Source organism: Nannocystis sp. (assembly GCF_016714285.1).
Lineage (GTDB): Bacteria > Myxococcota_A > Polyangia > Nannocystales > Nannocystaceae > Nannocystis.
This window is the reverse complement of the sequence record NZ_JADJNN010000035.1, coordinates 1-20,366: the sequence shown is the minus strand read 5'-3', so window position 1 is coordinate 20,366 and position 20,366 is coordinate 1. Positions and strand designations below refer to the sequence as shown.

The window sequence follows — 20,366 nt, the reverse complement described above, 5'->3', positions numbered from 1 at the left end:
ACGACGTCATGAGCGATCACAACCACTCCGGTCATGGGTCCGGTCATGGCTCCGGTCACGGTCACGGTCACGACCCTGACGGCGGCGCCCGCGGGGCCGGCCATGAGATGGACGTCCCGCCGACCAAGGAGCTCTTCAACATCATCTGGGGCCTCGGCGCCCTGACCCTGCTCTCGCTCGCCACCTGCGTGCAGCTGTTCAACAACCAGCAGCGGGACATCGTGCACGAGCGCGGCAAAGAGGCCGCTGCCGTGCTGGCGCAGTACCGCCAGGGGATGGATGCCGTCACGCGCAGCGCCGGTGAGGTCAGCTTCAAGGACTCCACCGGCGCCGAGGTCAAGCAGCGCTACGTCCCGCTGGCAGTCGCCCGTGAGCTGGTGCTGTCGAAGCCCGAGCGCCTGCTCGCTGGTCCGCCGCCCGCTGGCTGGATGCACCCCGACGACATCGCCGCAGGCGGCCAGGCTGGCGCGGCGCCCGCAATGCCCGCACCTGCAGCGCCGGCCCCCGTGGTCCCCGCGCCGACCGACATCGCCCCGGGCCCCGACGGCACGGCGACGGGTGCCGCGCCTGCTGGCACACCACCGGGCATCGCGCCAGCACCAGCGCCCCCGGCGCCAGCGCCTGCGACACCCCTTGCGCCAGCCCCTGGTCAGCCCGCCGCAGATCCAGGAAAGTCGGCTGCCGCTCCGGCCCCGGCTCCGGCTCCGGCCCCCGCTCCTTCTCCGGCCCCCGCTCCTTCTCACTGAGAAACGCCGTTTCGTGCCCCGTCCTTGTCACATCCTCGCGGGCGTCGCCCTCAGCCTCCTGGCCTTCGGGACAGTCGGGCTCGCGCGCGCCGACGATGTCGACGTGGCCCTCCCGGCCCGGTCCGCCATCAGCCAGCCGCTCGCCCCGGCGATGCACAGCATCGACGTCGACGAGCACCTCGGCAACATCATCGACACCAGCCTCGCCTTCACGGACCACACCGGCAAGGCCGTCAAGCTCGCCGACTACTTCGACGGCGAGCGCCCGGTGCTGCTGACGATGAACTACTTTCGCTGCCCGGTGCTCTGCAACGTGCAGCTCAACGAGCTCACCGAGGCGCTGCGAACCTTCGATTGGACCCCCGGCGACGAGCACTTCCGCATCGTCACCGTCAGCATCGACCCGCGCGAGCAGCCGGTGCTGGCCGGCAGCAAGCGGCGCGGCCACCTCGAGGCGCTCGGCCGCGGCGACGACGTCGACTGGGCCTTCCTCACCGGCGACGCGCTCAGCATCCGCCTGCTGGCAGCGCAGCTCGGCATTCAATACGCCTACGACCCGGAGCAGGACCAGTACGCCCACCCGGCGGTGGTCGTCTTCGCCTCGCCCGAGGCGAAGATCGTGCGCTACGTCTACGGCCTCAGCTACCACCAGAACGACCTCAAGTTCGGCCTCATCGAGGCGAGCGAGGGCCGCGTCGGTAGTACCCTCGATCGCATCATCCTCAGCTGTTTTCACTACGACGCGACCCTCGGTCGCTACGGCCCGTTTGCGTTCGGTCTCATGCGCGTCGCAGGCGCGTTCACTGTGTTATTGATCGGAACCGCCTTGCTCGTGCTCAGACGTCGAGAGCGACCCAAGCACGTCCCCGCGGAGGTAAGCACGTGATCTTCCTTCCTGAAAGCAACCCTGGCACGCCCCCGATGTCGGACAGCCCGTGGAGCCTCCTCCCCGCGGCGTCGGCCAACGCGCAATCGTTGGACAACCTGTACATCTTCTGCTGGTCACTCATCGCGGTCGGCCTGGTCGCCGCCATCGGCGCCCAGATCTACTTCATGCTGAAGTACAAGAAGCCGGCGCACGGGCACAACAAGACCTCACCGCTCACGCACAGCGGCAAGCTCGAGTTCTGGTGGAGCGCCATCCCCACGGTCGGCTTCGTGATCCTCTTCGCCTGGGGCGAGATCGACTACATGAAGCAGGTGACCCCGCCCGCCGACGCGATCGACGTGCGCATCACCGGCCAGAAGTGGTTCTGGACCGCCGAGTACCCCGACGTGCCAGGCGCCCAGCTCAACAACCAGCTGATCGTCCCCGTCGGTCGGCCGATGCGCCTTACGATGACCTCCACGGACGTCATCCACTCCTTCTTCATCCCGGTGTTCCGGCTCAAGAAGGACGTGGTGCCCGGCCGCTACACGGTCATGTGGTTCGAGGCGATCAAGGAGGGCGAGTACCCGCTGTTCTGCACCGAGTACTGCGGTGACCAGCACTCCGGCATGATCGGCAAGGTCCTGGTCGTCAGCGCCGACAAGTACCTCGAGATCCTCAAGGAGGCCGCCCGCCTCGAGTTCGACCCGGCCAAGGGCGACAAGACCATGGCCGACTTCGGCAAGCGCGTCTACGACGCCCGCGGCTGCGCCACCTGCCACAGCCTCGACGGCAGCGCCAAGACCGGCCCGTCCTTCAAGGGCGTGTACGGCAAGACCGAGTCCATCATCGGCGGCAGCACGATCACCGTCGAGGACAACTACATCCGCGAGTCCGTCCTCGAGCCGAACGCGAAGGTCGTCCAGGGCTTCAGCCCGCAGATGCCGAGCTTCGCCGGCCAGCTGGACGACAAGCAGATCACCGCCCTCATCGAGTTCATCAAGGCCCAGAAGTAGGCACCCGGAGCCTCCCATGTCCACGCAGCCTGCTAGCACCTCCATCAATCCGTTCGACGAGAATCGCGAGACGGATTACCTCCGGGCCAAAAAGGGCCTGATGTCCTGGCTCGTCACCGTCGACCACAAGCGGCTCGGCGTGATGTACGGGCTCGCGGTCCTGTTCTTCTTTTTGATCGCCGGCCTCCTCGCCATTCTCCTGCGCACCGAGCTGTTCACGCCCGACCAGGACTTCATGAGCGCGCAGACCTACAACCAGGTCTTCACGCTGCACGGCGCGATCATGGTGTTCCTCTTCATCATCCCGTCGGTCCCGGCGGCGATGGGGAACTTCCTGCTGCCGCTGATGCTCGGGGCCAAGGACGTGGCGTTCCCACGGCTGAACCTGCTCAGCTTCTATATCTACTCCGTCGCCTCGGTGTTCTTCATCGCTGCCCTGCTCAACGGCGGCCTCGACACCGGCTGGACCTTCTACACCCCGTACTCGACCCAGAGCGGCACGGCCGTCGTCACCGCGACGGCGGGCGCCTTCATCGCCGGCTTCTCGTCGATCCTCACGGGCCTCAACTTCATCGTCACCGTGCACAAGATGCGCGCGCCGGGCATGACCTGGAACCGCATGCCGCTGTTCGTGTGGGCCATCTACGCGACCGCCGTCATCCAGGTGCTCGCCACCCCGGTGCTCGCCATCACCCTGCTGCTCATCATCATCGAGCGGGTGCTCGGCATCGGTATCTTCGATCCGGCGATGGGCGGCGACCCGGTGCTGTTCCAGCACTTCTTCTGGTTCTACAGCCACCCGGCCGTCTACATCATGATCTTGCCGGGCTTCGGCATCATCTCCGAGCTCATCACGGTCCACTCGCGCAAGCACATCTTCGGCTACAAGGCCATCGCCCTGTCCTCGGTCGCGATCGCGGTCATCTCGTTCCTGGTCTGGGGCCACCACCTGTTTGTCTCGGGTCAGTCCGAGTTGGTGGGCATCCTTTTCAGCTTTCTGACCTTCGCGGTCGGCGTGCCCACGGCCATCAAGGTGTTCTCGTGGATCGCCACGCTGTACCGCGGCAGCATCGTCTACAACACGTCCATGTGGTACGCGATGGCGTTCCTGTGGACCTTCTCCGTCGGCGGCCTCACCGGCCTCCCGCTGTCCACCCTCGCCATCGACGTCCACCTCCACGACACCTACTTCGTGGTGGCGCACTTCCACTACGTCATGGTCGGCGGCACCGTGGTCGCCTTCATCGGCGGCATCCACCACTGGTGGGGGAAGATCACCGGCAAGATGTTCAACGAGACCGCCGGCAAGATCGGCTGCCTGCTGGTGTTCATCGGCTTCAACGTGACCTTCATGACCCAGTTCTTCCTGGGCCACCAGGGCATGCCCCGCCGCTACTACGCCTATCTCCCCGAGTACCAGACGATGCATCAGGTCTCGACGGTCGGCTCGTGGATCCTCGCCGCCGGCCTGTTCTGGATCATGATCTATCTGATCGCCTCGCTGTTCAACAAGAGCCGCGCGCCGGCCAACCCGTGGGGCGGCGTCTCGCTCGAGTGGCACACCCAGAGCCCGCCGATCGAGCACAACTTCCACGAGACGCCGCACGTGCACGGCAGCCCGTACGACTTCCCGGAGATCGACAAGTCGGCCGGCTTCCATGCCCCGCACTGACCCGTAGGTCCGTCCCACGACCTCACCCACCAGAATCCGGGTAGCCAATCATGAGTCAAGCACACGATCACGCGCACGGGGATGACGACCACAACCCGTTCCTCGCCCATCACTTCGATACGATGGGTCAGCAAGCGGGCGCGGCCAAGCTGGGGATGTGGCTGTTCCTCGCCACCGAGATCCTGATGTTCAGCGGTCTCTTCCTCGCCTACTTCATCACCCGGATGTTCTATCCGGAGATGGTGCTCGAGGCCCACGAGCACCTGAGCAAGATCCACGGCGGCGTCAACACCATCGTGCTCCTGACCTCCTCGTACACGATGGCGATGTGCGTGCGCTCGGCTCAGACCAGCAACACCGCCGGCATCAAGCGCTGGCTGCTGCTGACCATGGGTTGCGGCGGCATCTTCATGTTCGTCAAGTACCTCGAGTACAGCGCCAAGTTCGAGCACGGCATGCTGCCGGGCAAGTACTACTCGGCGCACCTCCACGGGTACGAGATCGATGGCCTGCCGCACATCTTCTTCGGTGTGTACTTCATGATGACCGGCCTGCACGGCTTCCACGTGCTCATCGGTCTCGCCGTCATGACCTGGATCTACATTCGCGCCAACCGCGGGGACTTCAGCGCCAGCAACTACGCGGCCGTCGAGAACACGGGCCTCTACTGGCACCTCGTCGACCTGGTCTGGATCTTCCTGTTCCCGCTGCTCTACCTCGTGAAGTGAGCTTTTGGAGGTGATGCCATGAGCAAAGTCTATCTCAACGGCCAAGTTGTCGCCCACCCCCACGAGGTTCACGAGCACCTCTCGCCGGTCAGCCTCTACAACAAGATCATCGCCGTCTTGTTCGTGCTGACCGGGCTGACCTACGCGGTGTCCTTCATGGACCTCGGCTCGGCCAGCCTCATGGTGGCGATGTTCGTCGCCTTCGTGAAGGCGGCCCTGGTCGTCGCCTACTTCATGCACCTGAAGTATGACGACCGCTATCACCTGTTCGTGTTCGCCGGCACGATCATCTTCGTCGGCATCTTCTTCGGCTTCACGCTGTACGACATGAAGGCGCGCGACCGGCTCAACGACGAGCAGGAGACCTTCCTCCGGGTGCGTGACCTCGAGGCCACCGGGAACCCGCTCAAGGTCGGCGTCGACAACGTCCCCGAGCGCGCCGACAAGATCCGCAAAGAGGTCGAGGCTCACGGGGGTCCCGAGCACGGCGGCGGTGAGCACGGCGGCGACCACAAGGCCGCGGCCGACCACGTTCCGGCCAAGCACTGAGCGCGACGCGCGACGACGAGAGCGACCGACCGAGCCTCTGAGGGCTCCGGGGTCGCTCTCTGCGTTGGTTCGTGGCCGAGGTTATCGATCTTGAGGTGCGGCGTGGCGGGACATGTCCGATGGGACAGGTCCCGTACGGACGCGATCACAGCCCGCTGGCCGAGGGTGCGCCGCAGGCCAGCCACTCGCCGAGGCGGGTGCGCTCGTCCGCCGCGGGTGCGCCGATCGGCGGCATGCTGGCGTTGTCGTCGGCGGCGCGGGCCCAGATGCGAGGGGCGTGCGCACGCACGTCACCCAGCGTGTCGAAGTTCATGTCGGGCGGGGCCCCGGCCCGCTCGCCCACGTCGAGGCTCGAGTGGTGGCAGCCGGTGCAGTAGGTGAGGATGAAGGGGCCGCCGAAGTTCTCGGTGGTGAGCAGGTTGTCCTCGGGGCACGGCCGATCGTCGAGGCTGGCCCAGCTCGCGTCACCGGTGGTCGCCGCGGCCTCGCTGGCGGCGCCGCTGCTGCCGGTCGAGGCGCCGGTGCTGCTGGCGGCGCCCTCGTCCCCGTCCTGCGGGCTGCAGGCGAGCAGCAGGGCGAGCACCAGCTCAGGCCGAGATCGCATGCAGGGGCTCCGCGTCGGTGATGTGGTCGCCAGGCTCGACGCCGACGAGCGCGAGCACGCCGGCGGCGAAGCTCGAGTAGAGCAGGGGCTTGCCCTTGGGGTCGGGCGCGCCGGTGTTGAAGTCGATGTCGACGCCAGCCAGCGCGTCGGTGGTGGCGCCGACGACCCGCCCGCCGGCGACGCCGCTGCCGATCAGCAGGGCGCTGGTGACGGGCCAGTGGTCCTTGCCCTTGTCGCCGTTGAAGCGCGGCGTGCGGCCGAGCTCGGAGACGACCACGATGGTGGTCTCGTCGAGTAGCTTGGAGCCCTGGGCGCTGCCAGGGCGCGCGGCGAGGGCCGTGACCAATTGCGTGAGGCCGGCGAAGAAGTCGTCGTGGAGCGGGCCCTGCCTGGCGTTGTCGGTGTGCGTGTCCCACTCGCCGGTCTCGATCTGGACCGAGTGGCACAGGCCGCGGGCGAGGGCCTCGACGGCGAGGTCGATCTGGGCCGAGAAGGAGCGGGCCAGCTCGATCTCGCCGACCACGCCGATCTCACGCAGGAGGTCGCCGCGGTGGAGCGAGCTGATGAAGTCGTCGACGCGATGGTTGCCGCCGGACGCGGTCAGCTCACGCTCGGCGCGGGCGAGCACGTGCTCGCGGATCAGCGCCTCCTCGACGTCGGTGGGGACGTGCGGCAGCAGCGGCCCGCCGATCGGCGGCAGGCTGAGGCTCGGGTTCAGGAGGGTGACGATCTGGTTGACCGAGCCGGTGCGGGCGCCGAGCGAGCCGTAGGGGCCCGAATAGGCGGTGCGGCCGAGGATCAGGTAGGGCGCGGCCAGGTCGGCGCCGTGCACCGCCGAGGCGATCGCGGCGACGTCCGGCGCGCTGTCGCTGGCCACACCGGTGAGGATCCGGCGCGAGGCGTCGGGGTGGGCGACCGAGCTGACCTGCAGGCCACGCACGATCGAACATGTCCCGGCGGACATGTTGAAGAACTCGGCGATCGCCGGGCGCGACGGGTCGGTGAGCACGTCGAGGCCGCCGATCGTGGCGACCTTGCCGGCGGGCGCGTCGACGCCGGCGACCCCGGGCTTGGGGTCGAGCGCGTAGCTGCAGTCCCAGCCGCCGCTGTTGAACACCAGCACGAGCCGGCGGGGCGGGGTCTTGGGGGCGGCGCGCAGGCGGCCTTGGGTGGTGAGCAGGCCGGCGGCGCCGAGGGCGAGGAAGCTGCTGCGCAGCCAGGAGCGGCGGGTGAGGCGTGGCATGTTCGTGGTCCTCCGTGTCCTCGGTTAGTAGAAGGCGATGCGCACGTCCTGCAGGAGCGCGGTGAGGGTGGTCTTCCAGGCGCGCTTGATGTCGCCGGGCTTGGCCTTGAGGGCGGCGAGGAACAGCGCGAGGCTCTCGTCGATCTCGGGGCTGTCGTCGGCGAGCTCGTCGGCGAAGAAGCGGCGGTGGAGCCGGACCAGCTGCGGGCGCAGCTTGGCGCTGCCGCTGTCGGCGGCCGACACGAGGGTGAAGAGGCGGCGCTTGGTCTTGTCGGCGATCGCGAAGTCGGCCTCGACGACGGCGCTGGCGGCCTGGCGGGCCAACGCGCGCAGGGTCAGGCTGGTGGTCGCGTTGTAGGTATACGAGGGCTTTTGCACGAAGATCGCGTCGACGCCCCCGGCGAGCACGTGGTAGCCGATCATACTGTCGTCCATGAGGTCGATCTTGCCGACCTTGAAGCTGCTGAGGTCGCTGCGCCAGCGGAAGCCGGTGAGGTCGGCGACCAGGCTGGCGAGCTGGCCCGGCCGGGCCCGGCGGCGGCCCTCCGGGCCGGTGGCGAGGGCGAAGCCGGGGCCCAGGACCAGTGCCTTGATCATCGCCTTGTAGTCCATCTTGGCCGCGAGCAGCTCGGCTTGCAGCTGGGCCGCGGCGGTGAAGGGGACCTCGGCGAGGTCCTGCTGATGGAAGTAGGCGTGGGCTCGCTGGGCGGCGCAGCGGGAGAAGCGGGGGTCGCGGGAGATCATGTCGCCGAGGTCGGCGAGGCTCTGGCCGGGTGAGCCGAAGTAATGCGGCTCGCGCATGTCGACCTTCAGGAAGTCCGGGAAGAAGCCCTGGGTGTAGTGGTCGTGCGGGTAGCTGACGAGCAGCGGCGCGAAGTCGAGTTTGTAGCCGGCGAAGAAGCTGGCGAGCGGGTCGAGCTGTTGATGGCAGGCGACGCAGGTCGGGTTGACTTCAGCACGGCCTCGGCGACCTCGTTGGGGTCCGCGAGGTTGACGCTGGCGTCGATCTCGATGTCGCGGCTAGCGAAGTCGAAGCAGAGCAGGGCGCGTGAGATGGCGTTGGCGCGGCCGCGGCCGGCGTTGCTGATGGTCGAGCCGTGGCGGCTGAACAGCCACGAATCGGCGAGGATGCCGGCCGCGGCGATGTCGGGGGGCGGGTCGACGACCTGCCAGCCCTCGCCCGCGTGGGTGAGGCCCCAGGCGCCGGCGACGGCCTCGTCGGCGAGGGTGTAGTCGGCCGTGACGATCTCGCCGTAGGGCCGATCGCTGGTGACGACGTGCTCGATGAGCCGCAGCGGCGCCTCCATGATCGAGCGGTTGGCGGCGTAGGGGTCCATGCCGGCGAGCGTGTCCTTGGCCAGGAAGCCGGCCGGCGGCACGCCGAAGTCGGCGAGCACCAGCAGCGCGTCGTTGTGCAGGTCGCGGACGGTCGCGCCGAACTCCGGCGTGCCGAGGTAGTCGTCGACGATGCCAGGCAGCGCGTCCGGGTCCTTGGCCACCGCCGCCAGCTCGGCCTCCGACGGTCGCACGCCGCGCAGCGCCATCGAGATCCGCAGCAGGCGGGCGCGCGGCGGCAACAGCTCGGGTTCGGGCTCGGGCTCGTCGCCCGTGGTCGGAGTCGCCTCGCTGTTGCCGGGTTCGCCGCTGCTCGCGGTGCTCACGCTGGTCGCGGCGTCGGCGGTCGCGCTCGCGGGGTCGCCGGCGCAGGCGTGCAGGAGCAGCACGCCGGCGAGCAGCGGACGCATGGTGGACAGGTCGGTCACGAGGCCTCCATCGCAAGGATCATTCCACGCTTTTGTCCCCGGGTTGTCATGCGGCACGGTCGCGCCGTGTTGGAACACGACGTGGTGTTTTGCCGCACCGGGGCGGGCGCACCCTGTGCTAGAGAGCCTGCGCCCGCGACAGCAAAGCTGACCTTTGGTAACCTTCGCGCTCCCGGAGCCGTTTTCGCCGCCATGACCCTCGTTCAGCTCAGTCGCACGCGGCCGGTCGCGGCCGGGTCCGGGGCCGTACATGTCGCGGCGGCGGGCGAGCTGGTCGACCCGCAGGCGCGCCGGGTCCAGTACCTCCGGCTGTCGCTGACCGACCGTTGCAACTATCGCTGCACCTACTGCATGCCGGAGGCGGGCGTGGAGCACCGGCCGCGCGCCGAGCTGCTGACGCTCGAGGAGCTCGGCCTGCTGGTCCGCGCCTTCGCGGCGTGGGGCGTGGAGCGGGTGCGCCTGACCGGCGGCGAGCCGACCATGCGTCAGGGGCTCGTCGATCTGGTGGCAGACCTTTCGGACATCCGCGGCGCGCGCGGTCGGCTGCGGGTGGTGATGACGACCAACGGTTCGCGCCTGCGTGAGCTCGCGGGGCCGCTGCGCGCGGCGGGGTTGGCGGGCCTGACGGTCAGCATCGACAGCCTGCGCGCCGATCGCTTCGCCGCGATCACCCGCCGCGGCGAGCTCTCCGAGGTGCTCGCGGGCCTCGACGCGGCCGCGGTCGCAGGCTTCGTCGGCGTGAAGATCAACACGGTCGCGGTCCGCGGCTTCAACGACGACGAGCTCGGCGCGCTGGCGCTGTGGGCGTGGGAGCGGGGTCACGTGCCGCGCTTCATCGAGGTCATGCCGATGTCGGGCGGGCGATTGTTCGTGCCGGGCGAGCTGCTGCCGGCGTCGGAGATCCGTGCTCGCGTCGCCGAGGCCGCGGGTGCGCCGCTGCTGGCCGACGCTGGCGAGGGGGTGCGGGGCCTCGGACCTGCGAGCTACTGGCGGGTGTCTGCCGGGCCGCACGCCGGGCGCCTGGTGGGCGTCATCGCCGCGATGACCGAGAATTTCTGCGCCAGCTGCAATCGCCTGCGCGTCTCGGCGACCGGTCAGCTCCACAATTGTCTCGCGCGCGACGACACGGGCGATCTACGCTCCGCGCTGCGGCCTCACGACCCCGGCCTCCTCGCCGCGCGCGTGCGGGCGGTGCTCGGGCATAAGCAGGCCGGCCACGAGTTCCACCGCGACGGCCGCGGTGGCCCCAACAAGGCGATGATCAGCATCGGAGGATGAAGATGGCGCTCCCCGTGACAACCCAGGTGGTCCTCGGCCTCGCTATCGCGGGGGCGGCGCTCTACATGATCAGCGCCGGCGGTAGCGAGGGCGTACTCGAGTACGTGTACGTCGACAAATTCGTCGACAACCAGGCCAGCTACGGCGGGCGGGTCGTCAAGGTCCACGGCGTGGTCGTGCCGGGCACCGTGAAGCAGCGCATCGGCGCCGCGGGCGACTACACCTTTGAGGTCGAGAAGGAGGGCCGGCGCCTGCCGGTGCACTTCACCAACATGGTGCCCGACACCTTCGCCGAGGGCGGCGAGGTGGTGCTGACGGGCGAGCTCAAGGCGGGTGTGTTCGAGTCGGAGGAGATGGCCGCGAAGTGCCCCTCCAAGTACGAGGAGCAGGCCTCGGCCGACCCGAGCAAGCCGCCGGGCAAGCGTTAATCTCGATCGGAGGAGCGGATGTCACTCGCGCTGTCGCTGAATCTAAGTGCGCTGCTGGCCCCGCTGGCGGAGCCGTCTGCGGGCGTCGGGCTGTCGATCGCCACGCTCGGCACCGGCACGATCCTCCTGCTCTTCATCGTCAGCCTCGGCACCGTCGGCCTGGCCGTGCTCGGCGCGCTGCGCCGTTCGGAGCGGTTGATCGAGGGCGCGGTGCAGGCGACCTACGCGAGCTTCGGGCTCGCGGCCTTCGCCTCGTCGCTGATCATCTACGCCTTCCTGGCCGGCGACTACTCGATCCAGTACGTCCAGCACACCAGCGACGCGGCCATGCCGCTGTTCTACAAGATCACCGCGTTCTGGGGCGGGCTCGACGGCAGCCTGCTGTTCTGGGTGCTGCTGCACACGCTGTTCGGCTCGCTCGCGGTGCGGGCCAATCGCATGCGTCACCGCGAGCTGATCCCGCACGTGGTCGCCGTGCTCGCCACGATCACCTGCTTCTTCGTCGGCCTGCTGCTGTTCATCAAGGACCCGTTCTCGCAGTTCTTGCTCGACGTGCCCTCGCAGGGGCGCGGCCTGAACCCGCTGCTGCAGAACGCGTACATGATCATCCACCCGCCGAGCCTCTACCTCGGCTACGTCTCGCTCGCGGTGCCGTACGCCTTCGGCATGGCGGCGCTGTTCACCGGTCAGGTCGACGCGGCCTGGCAGCGCAGCGTGCGGCGCTGGGTGTTGTTCTCGTGGATGTTCCTGACCTTCGGGCTCATCCTCGGCGGGCTCTGGGCCTACGAGGAGCTCGGCTGGGGCGGTTACTGGGCCTGGGACCCGGTCGAGAACGCGGGCCTGCTGCCCTGGTTCACGGCCACGGCGTTCCTGCACTCGGTGATGATCCAGGAGCGCCGGGGCATGATGAAGGCGTGGAACCTCATCCTGATCATCGTCAGCTTCCTGCTGACGATCGTCGGCACCTTCATGACCCGCAGCGGCGTGGTCCAGAGCGTGCACGCCTTCGGCTCGGACCCGGTGCTGGCCTGGACCTTCGGCGGCTTCATGCTGGTGATCGTCGTGGTCAGCTTCGGGCTGCTGCTGTGGCGCCTGCCGCTGCTGCGCTCGCGCGGCGAGCTCGAGAGCGTGATGAGCCGCGAGTTCGCGTTCCTGATCAACAACTGGCTGTTCCTGCTGTGCGCGATCTTCGTGCTGGCGGCGACCATGTGGCCGACCTTCACCGAGTGGCGGATGATCCTCGCCGAGCGCTTCCCGTGGGCCCTGGGCTGGCAGGACCCGGGTGAGCGCGTCGTCATCGGCCCGCCCTTCTTCAACCAGTACATGCGGCCGCTCGGGCTCTCGCTGCTGCTGCTGACCGGCATCGGCCCGCTGCTGGCGTGGCGCAAGACCTCGACCGCGAGCCTGGCGCGGCAGTTCGGCGCGCCGCTGGTGGCCGGGCTGCTCGCCACGATCGTGCCGTGGCAGCTCGGCATCGACTCGCCGTGGGGCCTGGCCTGCTTCGGCCTGTGCGGCTTCACCTGCTGGACGATCGTGCAGGAGTTCTACCGCGGCGTCGCGCTGCGCCGGAAGCAGCGGCCGCAGGGCGTGCTCGAGGCGCTCATCTCGCTGGTGCTCCGCGCGCGTCGGCGCTACGGCGGCTACATCGTCCACCTCGGCGTGGTGCTGATGTTCCTCGGCTGGGCCGGCAACGCCTACAAGCTGGAGAAGAAGGTCCAGCTGCGGCCCGGCGAGGAGTACACGCTCGGCGCGTACACCATCCGCCACGACGGCCTGCGCGCCACGGAAGACTGGCAGAAGGAGATGATCACGGCCGACCTCGCGGTGCTGCGGGGCGGTGAGGTGAAGGACGTGCTGCAGCCGGCGCGCTGGTGGTACTACCAGCTGCCGGATCAGCCGACGACCGAGGTGTCGCGCTACATGACCCCGGGCGAGGACGTGTACGTGTCGATGCAGGAGGTCGACATGACGAGCGGCTGGACGCAGCTCAGCCTGTTTATCAACCCGCTGGTCAACTGGATCTGGATCGGCATGGGCGTGATGCTGGCAGGCGCGATGGTCTGCGTGGGCACGCGCAAGTCGGAGGCCGGCGATGATGCATGATCCGCGGCGACGCGTGATCGTCCTGGCCGGCGGCACGCTGGTCACGGCGGCGCTGGTGCTCGGGCTGCTGGTGTTCGGGTTCGGCGCCCGCCTCGACGCGCCGACGATCGCCCTCGCGGTCGCGGCGGCCACGCTGGTCTACGCGCTCGGCCAGCTCTATACGATGGTGTGGGCGCTGTCGCGGCCGGAGCGGATGGCCCAAGTCGGTCAGGCGCCGGGCAGCTTCACCCAGGCCGAGCTGCGCGACGAGAAGCGCCGCCTGCTGCGGGCGATCAAGGAGCTCGAGTTTGATCATGGGATGGGCAAGCTGTCCTCCGGCGACTTCGAGACCGTGATCGCGACCTACCGCCTGCGCGCCATCGAGGTGATGCGCGCGCTCGAGGGCGGGGCCAGCTTGCACCCCGACCTGGCCAAGCTGCTGATCGAGCGCCGCAAGGCGAGCACCGCCGGCGCGAGCGTCGGGCCCGCGTCGCCGGAGCCCGTCGTGGAGGGCCCGACGCTCGCGCCGGTGGTGCTCGGCCCGCTCGATGAGACGACCCGGATCTGCGGCGTCTGCGGCCGCACCAACGATCTCGACGCCCGCTTCTGCAAGCACTGCGGCGCGTCGATGGCCAAGGATCAGGTGGCGGCGCGACCGGCCCAGGCGGCGCGTTCGGGTGAGATCGGCGGTGACTCTTGATGCTGTCTCAAAGGTCAGGTCGTGGCGTCGCGGCGCTCACTGGCGTGGTGACGGCCCTGCTGCTCGCCACTCCGGGCGCGGCGCAGGGGCCGGGCGCGGCGCAGGGCTTGGGCGCGGCGCAGGGCTTGGGCCAGCCGGCGATGGACCCGCGGGCGATGTCCGGCATCCCGCGCGTCGACCCGCAGACGGAGCCCGGCACGATCGTCGTTCGGGTGCTGCGCGGCGGCTTCGCCGACCCGGGCGTCGGCCTCACCGTCACCCTCGACCTGCGCAGCCTGGACGGCGGCAAGCTGGAGAAGCGCACGGCGGTCAGCGTCGAGCAGGGGCGGGCGAGCTTCGCCGAGCTCGAGGCCTACGCCGGCGGCACTGCGGTGGCCAGCGTCGACTTCGGCGGCGAGGTTGTCCGCTCGCAGGCCGTCAAGCTCGACCCCAACGTCGGCGTGCGCATGTTGCTGGTCCAGGGCGCCGCTTCATCATCGGCATCTGCACCGCCAGCTGGCGTGGGGCCGACGAGCGAGCCGGCGCCAGCGCCCGCGGACGTGCCGATGCCGGGCACCGCCTTCCCCAACCCGGGCCAGGCGCCGGGCTCGGTGGTGGTCGGCACCCTCGATCTCGCGGGTGGTCGGCCCTTCGTCGGCGTCGAGGTCACGCTCGAGCTGGCCAAGCCGGGTCCCGTCGCTGGTGGCCCAGACGCGCCGCTCGAGCGGCGCACGGCCGAGAGCGACGCCCGCGGCGCGGCCCGCTTCGCCGACCTCGGCGATCTCCCGCCCGGCACCAAGCTCATCGCCGAGGCCACGCTCGCCGGTGAGAAGAAGCGCTCCGAGCCTTTCAGCCTCGAGGGCCAGACGCACGGCCTCGCGGTGGTGCTGGCGGTGATCGGCGCCGGAGCAGCATCTGGCCCCGTCGAGGCCGAGCGGCGTCCGCTCCAGACCCCGCGCGCGGTGCCGACCATCGCCCCCGGCACGGTGCGCGCGACGATCTTCGGACCCGACGATCGCCCGATCGCCGACGCCGAGGTCGTGGTGGTCCGCCTCGACGTCACTGGCACGCGTCAGCGCTTCGCCGGGACTTCGGGTCCCGATGGGGTCGCCCGCGTCGACGACATCGCCGTCGTCGACGACAGCCTCTACCAGGTCGAGGTGCCCTACAGCGGCGCCCCGTTCCGCTCGCGCCTGTTCCAGATGAACGATCGCATGGGCGTGACGCTCGAGCTGCGGGTGTTCCCGACCACCAGCGACGTCAGCAAGGTCCGCAGCGCCGTGCAGTTCGGCGTCGAGGCGCTGGAGAACGACGAGGCCCGCGTGGTCCAGCTCCACCAGGCGATGGTCGAGGGCGACAAGGCCTTCTGGCCCGCCGCCTCCGCGGGGCCGCTTCGCATCAGCGCTCCGGCCGAGGCCACCGGCATGGTCGTGCTCGACCGCGCCACCGTCGAGCTCGAGCACAAGGAAGGGGCGCCCTTCGCGACCCTCGGCGAGCCGCTCCCGCCCGGTGAGGTGGTCGACCTCTCGATCGCCTACCTCATGCCGCACCACGGCGCGCTGGCCCTGCGCTGGAGCTCGCCCTTCCCGATCGCCAGCGGCCGCGTCGTGGTCACGCCGGAGCTCAAGGTGAGGAAGGGGGCGCAGAGCGGCCCGGTGCGCCCGCCGCATCAGGAGGGCCAGGCGCCGATGGAGTTCGACCTCTACGAGCTCGGCCCGCTGGCGGCCGGCGCCCGCTACGACCTCGAGATCGACGGCCTCGTCACCACCCCGCGGACCTTCCGTCACCTCGGCCTCGCGCTCGGCCTGCTGATCGCCCTCGGCACCGTCCTCGCCGCGGTGATGAGCCCGCGCGCCAGCCTGCTGCAGCGGCTGCGTAGCCGTCGCGACGCGCTGCTGCGTCAGCTCGACCGCCTCGAGTCGGCCAGCGCAGCCAGTGACAGGTCAGACCGCGATCGCGAGCGCGTGATCGCGGCGCTCGACCAGGTGTTTCGCCAGCTCGACGCATTGGCACCCGCGCCGACCGGCAAGGCCCACGTCGACGTCGGCGCCGCCTGGGATCGCAAGCCATGAGCGCCGCGGCCCTGCGGCCCGACGCAGAGCAGCCCGCGCCGGTCGCAGCGCTGACGGGCGTGGCCCAGCGCTTCGGCCGTCAGGTCGTGCTGCGCAGCGTCGACCTCGAGCTCCCCGCCGGCACGATCGTCGGCCTGGTCGGCGCCAACGGGGCCGGCAAGACGACCCTCTTCTCGATCCTCGCCGGCCTGCTGCAGCCCGACGCCGGCGAGCGCCACCTGTTCGGCAGCCCCGCCGACGAGGTCGACGCCGCCGCCCGGGCCCGCCTCGCCTACGTGGCCCACGCACCGCAGCTGTACGCCGGCCTCAGCGCGCGCGAGAACCTGGCCCTGTTCGCCGACCTGCGCCGCGCCTGCGGCCTGACGACGCGCCCCGCCGACGAGGTGCTGCTCGCGCTGGGTCTGCCGCTCGCCGTCCTCGACCGTCCGCTCGCGACCCACTCACGCGGCATGGCCCAGCGGGTCGCGCTGGCCCGGGCCCTGGCCGGCCGGCCCGAGCTCCTGCTGCTCGACGAGCCGTTCACGGCGCTCGACGCCCGCGGCCGCGAGCAGCTGGCGCAGGTGTTGCTGGCCGAGCGGGCCCGCGGCGCCGCGATCTTGCTGAGCTCGCACGACTTCGACACTCTGCTGGCGATCTGCGACCGCGTGGTCCTGCTCGAGCGCGGTGCCCTGGTCCGCAGCGCTGCCCATGAGGGTGACCGCGCGGAGTTCCGTCGCAGCGCCGCCGCGATCTGGCAGGCGGGCCCGGACGACCCGGTGTCGCCCGCGCCCGACCTTTGCTAAACCAGGCCACCCGCATGCGCGTCGTCCGTCAGGCCGTCCTCCTGCTGCGCAGCGAGCTGCGTCAGGAGCTCCGCGACTTCGAGCTGCTGCTCAGCGCCGGCTTCTTCACGCTCGTGCTGCTGGCGATGTTCTACCTGTCCTTCGCCTCGCTTCCGGTCAAGCACAGCCTGCCCGCGGTGCCGGCGATGCTGTGGCTCACGATCGCCTTCGTCGGCGTGCTCACCCTGACCCGCGCCTTCGACCGCGAGCGCGAGGCCGACACCCTGCGGGCTCTGCTCGCCGCGCCGGTCGAGCGCCTGGCGATCTATCTCGCCAAGGCGGCGCTGTGCCTGCTAGTGCTCATGCTCTGCTGCCTGGTGCTGGTGCCCGGCCTGTGGCTGATGTTCCCCGGCGGGGCCGCGTTCGCCGAGCAGCCCGGTCAGACCGCGCTGCTGGTCCTGCTCGGCTGCGGCGGCTACGTCGCGGTCGGCACCCTGTTCGCCGCGGGCCTGGCCACCGGCGGCGGCAAGAACACCCTGCTGTTCATCATCCTCTACCCGCTGACCACCCCGATCCTGCTCTACGCGCTGGCCACCACCCGCGCGCTGCTCGACCGCCACCCCGACCTGCCCGGCTTCCTCGGGCAGATGGCCGCCCTCGACCTCATCCTCTTCGCCCTCGCCGCCCTCCTGTTCGAGACCGTGCTGGTCGGCGCCGGCGTGGCCCATCGGCCCCGTGATCGGCCCCGTGATCGCAACCTGTCCCGAAAGCCAGCTCCCTGAGACGCCCGCCATGCGCAAGATCTTGCCCGACCTGTGCCTCCTCGCCGCCATGCCGCTGCTGGTCTACAGCGTGCATCGCGTGTTCCTCGAGACCCCGATCGAGCGGCAGATGGGCACCGCCTTCAAGATCTTCTTCTTCCACGTGCCGATGGGCTGGCTGTGCATGCTCATGGCCGTGATCTGCGGCGTCGCGGCCGGGGTGCAGCTGCGTCGCCGCTCGGCGGTCGCCGGCGCGGTCGCCCTCGCCGCGGCCGAGCTCGGCTTCGTCACCGGCCTGGGCGTGCTGCTCACCGGGCCGATCTGGGGCAGCGCCACCTGGGGCACCCCCTGGACCGGCGACGCCCGCCAGGTGACCACCGCGCTGCTGTGGCTGGTGATCGCCGCCTACCTGCTGCTGCGCCACTACGGCCCGCGCAGCTCCGATCGCCTGGCCGCGGCCCTGGCGATCTTCGGCGCCGTCAACGTGCCGATCATTTACTACGCGGTGAAGCTGTGGAAGACCATGCACCCGAGCACCGGCGTGGTCGCCTCGCTGCCGCCCGAGATGTGGGCCACCTTCTGGCCCGGCCTGATCGCCCTGGCGCTCTGCACCCTCGCCCTGTTCGGCTTGCGCACCCGCCAGCTGGTCCTCGCCGATGAGCTCGACGCCGCCTGGGTCCGCCTCGACGACAACCTTTAGGACCCCAGAGCTCGACAAGGAAGCCATGGACGAAGTCACCCCCCCAGCATCCACCGCGACCCCGCCGCCAGATCCAGCGTATGGCCCCGCCGTCGGGCGCAGCCTCGCCGACAAGGAGAAGCTGCGCGAGCTCGAGGGCGTCGCCGCCGACAAGACGGCCCGCGACTACCAGCACATCGTCCTCGCCTACGGCGTGCTGTGGGCCCTGTTCGCCGGCTATGGCATCTTCCTGTGGCGCCGCTCCGCGCGGCTCCGCGCCGACATGAACGACCTCCAGCGCCGCCTCGACCAGCGCGCCCGCTGAGGGTCCCCGACAGGCAGCCCCGTGACCCTCGGCCACTTCCTCTACATCCCGGGCGTCCTCTGCCTCGGCCTGCTGATCGGCTACATCCTCGGAGGTCGCGCGGCGGAGGTCGCCAGCGCCGATCGCGAGGCCGACGCCCGCCGCCGTGCCGCCCGTCGCGGGGCCCGCGAGGCCGAGGGCGCCGGCGCTGCCGCCCCAACCGCGGGGGACCCCGCTGACAAGCCGCCAGCCCCGTGATATCCCGCGGGACGTGTTCGACCCGAGCTACAGCGAAGAGCAACAGGCCCTCATCGACACCACGCGGAAGTTCACCCGCGAGGTCATCATCCCGCGGGCCCACGAGTTCGACGAGAGCGAGCAGTTCCCGCTCGAGATCTTCAAGGCCGCCTTCGATCTGGGCCTGATGAACGTCGAGCTGCCCGAGGCCTACGGCGGCCTCGGCCTCGGCACCCTCGACGGCTGCCTGATGGCCGAGGAGCTCGCCTACGGCTGCGCCGCGATCGCGACCAGCATCATGTGCAACCACCTCGGCGCGCTGCCGCTGATGATCGCCGGCAGCGAGGCGCAGAAGCAGCGCTACCTCAATTGGCTGACCAACGAGCCGATCTTCGCCAGCTACGCCTGCAGCGAGCCCGAGGCCGGCAGCGACGTCGCGGCCATGAAGACCCGCCTGCACCGCGACGGCGACGGCTGGCGCCTCAGCGGTCAGAAGCGCTGGATCACCAACGCCGGCCACGCCGCCTTCTTCACCGGCTTCGCCACCCTCGACCCCAAGCTCGGGCACAAGGGCATCACCGGCTTCGTCGTCGAGCGCGAGCGGGCCGGCATCAGCATCGGCAAGAAGGAGAAGAAGCTCGGCCAGCGCGCCTCGGAGACCTGCGACGTGATCTTCGAGGACGTGAAGCTGACCGACGCCGACCTGCTCGGCGAGCCGGGCAAGGGCTTCTATATCGCCATGGAGACCTTCGACAAGTCGCGGCCGATGATCGCGGCCCAGTGCGCCGGTATGATCCGCCGCTGCATGGACGAGTCCTCGCGCTACGCCAAGGAGCGCAAGACCTTCGGCAAGCCGATCGCCGAGCACCAGGCGATCCAGTTCATGATCGCCGACATGGCGATGGCCTACGAGAGCACCCGACTGCTCTACAGCAAGGCCGCGTGGGAGGTCGACCGCGGCATCAAGCGCACGATCACCAGCGCGGTCGCCAAGTGCAGCGGCGCCGACCTGGCCGTGCGCAGCGCCACCGACGCCGTGCAGGTCTTCGGCGGCTACGGCTACACCCGCGAGTACCCGGTCGAGAAGATCTACCGCGACGCCAAGCTCATGCAGATCTACGAGGGCACCTCGCAGATCCAGCGCATGGTGATCGCCAAGAACATCCTCCTGCGCGGCTGATGGCGGCGAGCTCCTCCCATGCGGCCCCGCACGCGGCCCGGCCCGCGGTGGGCGCTGCGGCCCCGATCGGCGTGTTCGACTCCGGCGTCGGCGGCCTGACCGTGTTGCGGGCCCTGCGGGAGCGGCTGCCCGACGAGCCGCTGCTCTACCTCGGCGACACCGCCCGTCTGCCCTACGGCAGCAAGAGCGCCGGCACCGTGGTCCGCTACGCCGAGCAGGCCGCGCGGGTCCTGGTGGACCGCGGCGTCAAGCTGCTGGTGATCGCCTGCAACACCGCCTCGGCCGTCGCGCTCGAGCACCTGAGCGAGGTGTTTCACCCCCTACCCGTGATCGGCGTGGTCGAGCCAGGTGCCGAGGCCGCCTGCCTCGCGTCGCGCTCGGGGGAGATCGTCGTCCTGGCGACCGAGGGCACCGTCCGCGGCGGCGCCTACGAGCGGGCCATCCGGGCCCGCCGCGGCGACGCCCGCGTGGTCCAGACGGCCTGCCCCTTGTTCGTGGCCCTGGCCGAGGAGGGCTGGGTGAGCGGGCCGATCGTCGAGGCGATCGCCCACCGCTACCTCGACGGGGTCCTGCGCGAGCACCCCGACGCAGATTGCCTGGTCCTCGGCTGCACCCACTTCCCCGTGCTGCGGGCGGCGATCTCCGCCGCCGTCGGCCCGCGTCTGACCCTGGTCGACTCGGCGGAGACCACCGCCCGCGTCGTCGCCCGGGAGCTC

At 70.1% G+C, this 20,366-nt stretch carries 22 protein-coding genes; 18 read left to right on the top strand and 4 right to left on the bottom strand.

Features of this window, described 5'->3' with window-relative positions; translation table 11 throughout:
* Positions 1 to 8 precede the first annotated feature (8 nt).
* The 6 genes from IPJ59_RS32305 to IPJ59_RS32280 are packed head-to-tail and all read left to right on the top strand — an operon-like array spanning position 9 to position 5,579.
* Complete coding sequence (locus IPJ59_RS32305; protein ID WP_293261812.1) at positions 9 to 746, top strand: hypothetical protein; 738 nt, start codon at positions 9 to 11, stop codon at positions 744 to 746.
* A 13-nt stretch (positions 747 to 759) separates the two neighbouring features.
* Positions 760 to 1,632 (top strand): SCO family protein, encoded by an 873-nt coding sequence (locus IPJ59_RS32300; RefSeq protein ID WP_293261809.1) that lies wholly within the window; start codon positions 760 to 762, stop codon positions 1,630 to 1,632.
* A 35-nt stretch (positions 1,633 to 1,667) separates the two neighbouring features.
* Positions 1,668 to 2,630, top strand: coding sequence for a cytochrome c oxidase subunit II (gene coxB / locus IPJ59_RS32295; protein WP_293275054.1), 963 nt, complete (start codon positions 1,668 to 1,670; stop codon positions 2,628 to 2,630).
* Positions 2,631 to 2,646: 16 nt separating this feature from the next.
* Complete coding sequence (gene ctaD / locus IPJ59_RS32290) at positions 2,647 to 4,302, top strand: cytochrome c oxidase subunit I (RefSeq protein ID WP_293275053.1); 1,656 nt, start codon at positions 2,647 to 2,649, stop codon at positions 4,300 to 4,302.
* Positions 4,303 to 4,352: 50 nt separating this feature from the next.
* The gene (locus tag IPJ59_RS32285) at positions 4,353 to 5,030 is read left to right on the top strand and encodes a cytochrome c oxidase subunit 3 family protein (protein ID WP_293261800.1); all 678 of its coding nucleotides are present in this window, start codon (positions 4,353 to 4,355) and stop codon (positions 5,028 to 5,030) included.
* Between the two features lie 18 nt (positions 5,031 to 5,048).
* The gene (locus tag IPJ59_RS32280) at positions 5,049 to 5,579 is read left to right on the top strand and encodes a cytochrome C oxidase subunit IV family protein (RefSeq protein WP_293275051.1); all 531 of its coding nucleotides are present in this window, start codon (positions 5,049 to 5,051) and stop codon (positions 5,577 to 5,579) included.
* Between the two features lie 145 nt (positions 5,580 to 5,724).
* Here the strand turns inward: IPJ59_RS32280 and IPJ59_RS32275 are convergent, their stop codons facing one another.
* The 4 genes from IPJ59_RS32275 to IPJ59_RS32260 are packed head-to-tail and all read right to left on the bottom strand — an operon-like array spanning position 5,725 to position 9,189.
* On the bottom strand, positions 5,725 to 6,183 hold the full coding sequence (locus IPJ59_RS32275; RefSeq protein ID WP_293275049.1) for a hypothetical protein: 459 nt from the start codon (positions 6,181 to 6,183) through the stop codon (positions 5,725 to 5,727).
* Positions 6,167 to 7,426 carry a DUF1501 domain-containing protein gene (locus IPJ59_RS32270; RefSeq protein ID WP_293261790.1) on the bottom strand — a complete coding sequence of 420 codons (1,260 nt, stop codon included), beginning with the start codon at positions 7,424 to 7,426 and terminating at the stop codon, positions 6,167 to 6,169. Before IPJ59_RS32270 ends, IPJ59_RS32275 begins: the two co-directional genes overlap by 17 nt.
* Positions 7,427 to 7,450: 24 nt before the next feature.
* The gene (locus IPJ59_RS32265) at positions 7,451 to 8,227 is read right to left on the bottom strand and encodes a hypothetical protein (protein WP_293275047.1); all 777 of its coding nucleotides are present in this window, start codon (positions 8,225 to 8,227) and stop codon (positions 7,451 to 7,453) included.
* 8 nt (positions 8,228 to 8,235) lie between these two features.
* Positions 8,236 to 9,189 carry a hypothetical protein gene (locus IPJ59_RS32260; RefSeq protein WP_293275045.1) on the bottom strand — a complete coding sequence of 318 codons (954 nt, stop codon included), beginning with the start codon at positions 9,187 to 9,189 and terminating at the stop codon, positions 8,236 to 8,238.
* 192 nt (positions 9,190 to 9,381) lie between these two features.
* Between IPJ59_RS32260 and moaA the strand changes: the two genes are divergently transcribed.
* From moaA to murI, 12 genes are all read left to right on the top strand, one after another.
* The gene (gene moaA, locus IPJ59_RS32255) at positions 9,382 to 10,467 is read left to right on the top strand and encodes a GTP 3',8-cyclase MoaA (RefSeq protein WP_293261784.1); all 1,086 of its coding nucleotides are present in this window, start codon (positions 9,382 to 9,384) and stop codon (positions 10,465 to 10,467) included.
* Positions 10,464 to 10,895, top strand: coding sequence for a cytochrome c maturation protein CcmE domain-containing protein (locus tag IPJ59_RS32250; protein ID WP_293261781.1), 432 nt, complete (start codon positions 10,464 to 10,466; stop codon positions 10,893 to 10,895). The genes moaA and IPJ59_RS32250 overlap by 4 nt, the downstream gene beginning before the upstream one ends.
* An 18-nt stretch (positions 10,896 to 10,913) precedes the next feature.
* Positions 10,914 to 12,998 carry a heme lyase CcmF/NrfE family subunit gene (locus tag IPJ59_RS32245; RefSeq protein ID WP_293275043.1) on the top strand — a complete coding sequence of 695 codons (2,085 nt, stop codon included), beginning with the start codon at positions 10,914 to 10,916 and terminating at the stop codon, positions 12,996 to 12,998.
* A complete protein-coding gene (locus IPJ59_RS32240) occupies positions 12,988 to 13,677 on the top strand; it encodes a zinc ribbon domain-containing protein (RefSeq protein ID WP_293275041.1) in 690 nt (229 codons plus the stop codon). The genes IPJ59_RS32245 and IPJ59_RS32240 overlap by 11 nt, the downstream gene beginning before the upstream one ends.
* On the top strand, positions 13,674 to 15,728 hold the full coding sequence (locus IPJ59_RS32235; protein ID WP_293275039.1) for a hypothetical protein: 2,055 nt from the start codon (positions 13,674 to 13,676) through the stop codon (positions 15,726 to 15,728). Before IPJ59_RS32240 ends, IPJ59_RS32235 begins: the two co-directional genes overlap by 4 nt.
* Complete coding sequence (locus IPJ59_RS32230; protein WP_293275038.1) at positions 15,725 to 16,510, top strand: ABC transporter ATP-binding protein; 786 nt, start codon at positions 15,725 to 15,727, stop codon at positions 16,508 to 16,510. The genes IPJ59_RS32235 and IPJ59_RS32230 overlap by 4 nt, the downstream gene beginning before the upstream one ends.
* A gap of 14 nt (positions 16,511 to 16,524) precedes the next feature.
* Positions 16,525 to 17,271, top strand: coding sequence for a heme exporter protein CcmB (locus IPJ59_RS32225; protein ID WP_293261767.1), 747 nt, complete (start codon positions 16,525 to 16,527; stop codon positions 17,269 to 17,271).
* A gap of 10 nt (positions 17,272 to 17,281) precedes the next feature.
* Entirely contained in the window at positions 17,282 to 17,950 is a 669-nt protein-coding gene (gene ccsA / locus IPJ59_RS32220) for a cytochrome c biogenesis protein (protein WP_293261764.1), read from the top strand.
* 25 nt (positions 17,951 to 17,975) lie between these two features.
* A complete protein-coding gene (locus IPJ59_RS32215; RefSeq protein WP_293261761.1) occupies positions 17,976 to 18,254 on the top strand; it encodes a hypothetical protein in 279 nt (92 codons plus the stop codon).
* Positions 18,255 to 18,275: 21 nt separating this feature from the next.
* Positions 18,276 to 18,491 (top strand): hypothetical protein, encoded by a 216-nt coding sequence (locus IPJ59_RS32210; RefSeq protein WP_293261758.1) that lies wholly within the window; start codon positions 18,276 to 18,278, stop codon positions 18,489 to 18,491.
* 13 nt (positions 18,492 to 18,504) lie between these two features.
* Positions 18,505 to 19,650 carry an acyl-CoA dehydrogenase family protein gene (locus IPJ59_RS32205; protein ID WP_293275036.1) on the top strand — a complete coding sequence of 382 codons (1,146 nt, stop codon included), beginning with the start codon at positions 18,505 to 18,507 and terminating at the stop codon, positions 19,648 to 19,650.
* 47 nt (positions 19,651 to 19,697) lie between these two features.
* A partial coding sequence (murI, locus tag IPJ59_RS32200) for a glutamate racemase (RefSeq protein ID WP_293275034.1) occupies positions 19,698 to 20,366 on the top strand: 669 nt, incomplete at its 3' end.

Coding starts and splice junctions, on each gene's coding strand:
- IPJ59_RS32305 (WP_293261812.1), top strand. CDS start 9: ATGAGCGATCACAACCACTCCGGTCATGGGTCCGGTCATGGCTCCGGT.
- coxB (WP_293275054.1), top strand. CDS start 1,668: ATGTCGGACAGCCCGTGGAGCCTCCTCCCCGCGGCGTCGGCCAACGCG.
- ctaD (WP_293275053.1), top strand. CDS start 2,647: ATGTCCACGCAGCCTGCTAGCACCTCCATCAATCCGTTCGACGAGAAT.
- IPJ59_RS32285 (WP_293261800.1), top strand. CDS start 4,353: ATGAGTCAAGCACACGATCACGCGCACGGGGATGACGACCACAACCCG.
- IPJ59_RS32280 (WP_293275051.1), top strand. CDS start 5,049: ATGAGCAAAGTCTATCTCAACGGCCAAGTTGTCGCCCACCCCCACGAG.
- IPJ59_RS32275 (WP_293275049.1), bottom strand. CDS start 6,183: ATGCGATCTCGGCCTGAGCTGGTGCTCGCCCTGCTGCTCGCCTGCAGC.
- IPJ59_RS32270 (WP_293261790.1), bottom strand. CDS start 7,426: ATGCCACGCCTCACCCGCCGCTCCTGGCTGCGCAGCAGCTTCCTCGCC.
- IPJ59_RS32265 (WP_293275047.1), bottom strand. CDS start 8,227: ATGCGCGAGCCGCATTACTTCGGCTCACCCGGCCAGAGCCTCGCCGAC.
- moaA (WP_293261784.1), top strand. CDS start 9,382: ATGACCCTCGTTCAGCTCAGTCGCACGCGGCCGGTCGCGGCCGGGTCC.
- IPJ59_RS32250 (WP_293261781.1), top strand. CDS start 10,464: ATGAAGATGGCGCTCCCCGTGACAACCCAGGTGGTCCTCGGCCTCGCT.
- IPJ59_RS32245 (WP_293275043.1), top strand. CDS start 10,914: ATGTCACTCGCGCTGTCGCTGAATCTAAGTGCGCTGCTGGCCCCGCTG.
- IPJ59_RS32240 (WP_293275041.1), top strand. CDS start 12,988: ATGATGCATGATCCGCGGCGACGCGTGATCGTCCTGGCCGGCGGCACG.
- IPJ59_RS32230 (WP_293275038.1), top strand. CDS start 15,725: ATGAGCGCCGCGGCCCTGCGGCCCGACGCAGAGCAGCCCGCGCCGGTC.
- IPJ59_RS32225 (WP_293261767.1), top strand. CDS start 16,525: ATGCGCGTCGTCCGTCAGGCCGTCCTCCTGCTGCGCAGCGAGCTGCGT.
- ccsA (WP_293261764.1), top strand. CDS start 17,282: ATGCGCAAGATCTTGCCCGACCTGTGCCTCCTCGCCGCCATGCCGCTG.
- IPJ59_RS32215 (WP_293261761.1), top strand. CDS start 17,976: ATGGACGAAGTCACCCCCCCAGCATCCACCGCGACCCCGCCGCCAGAT.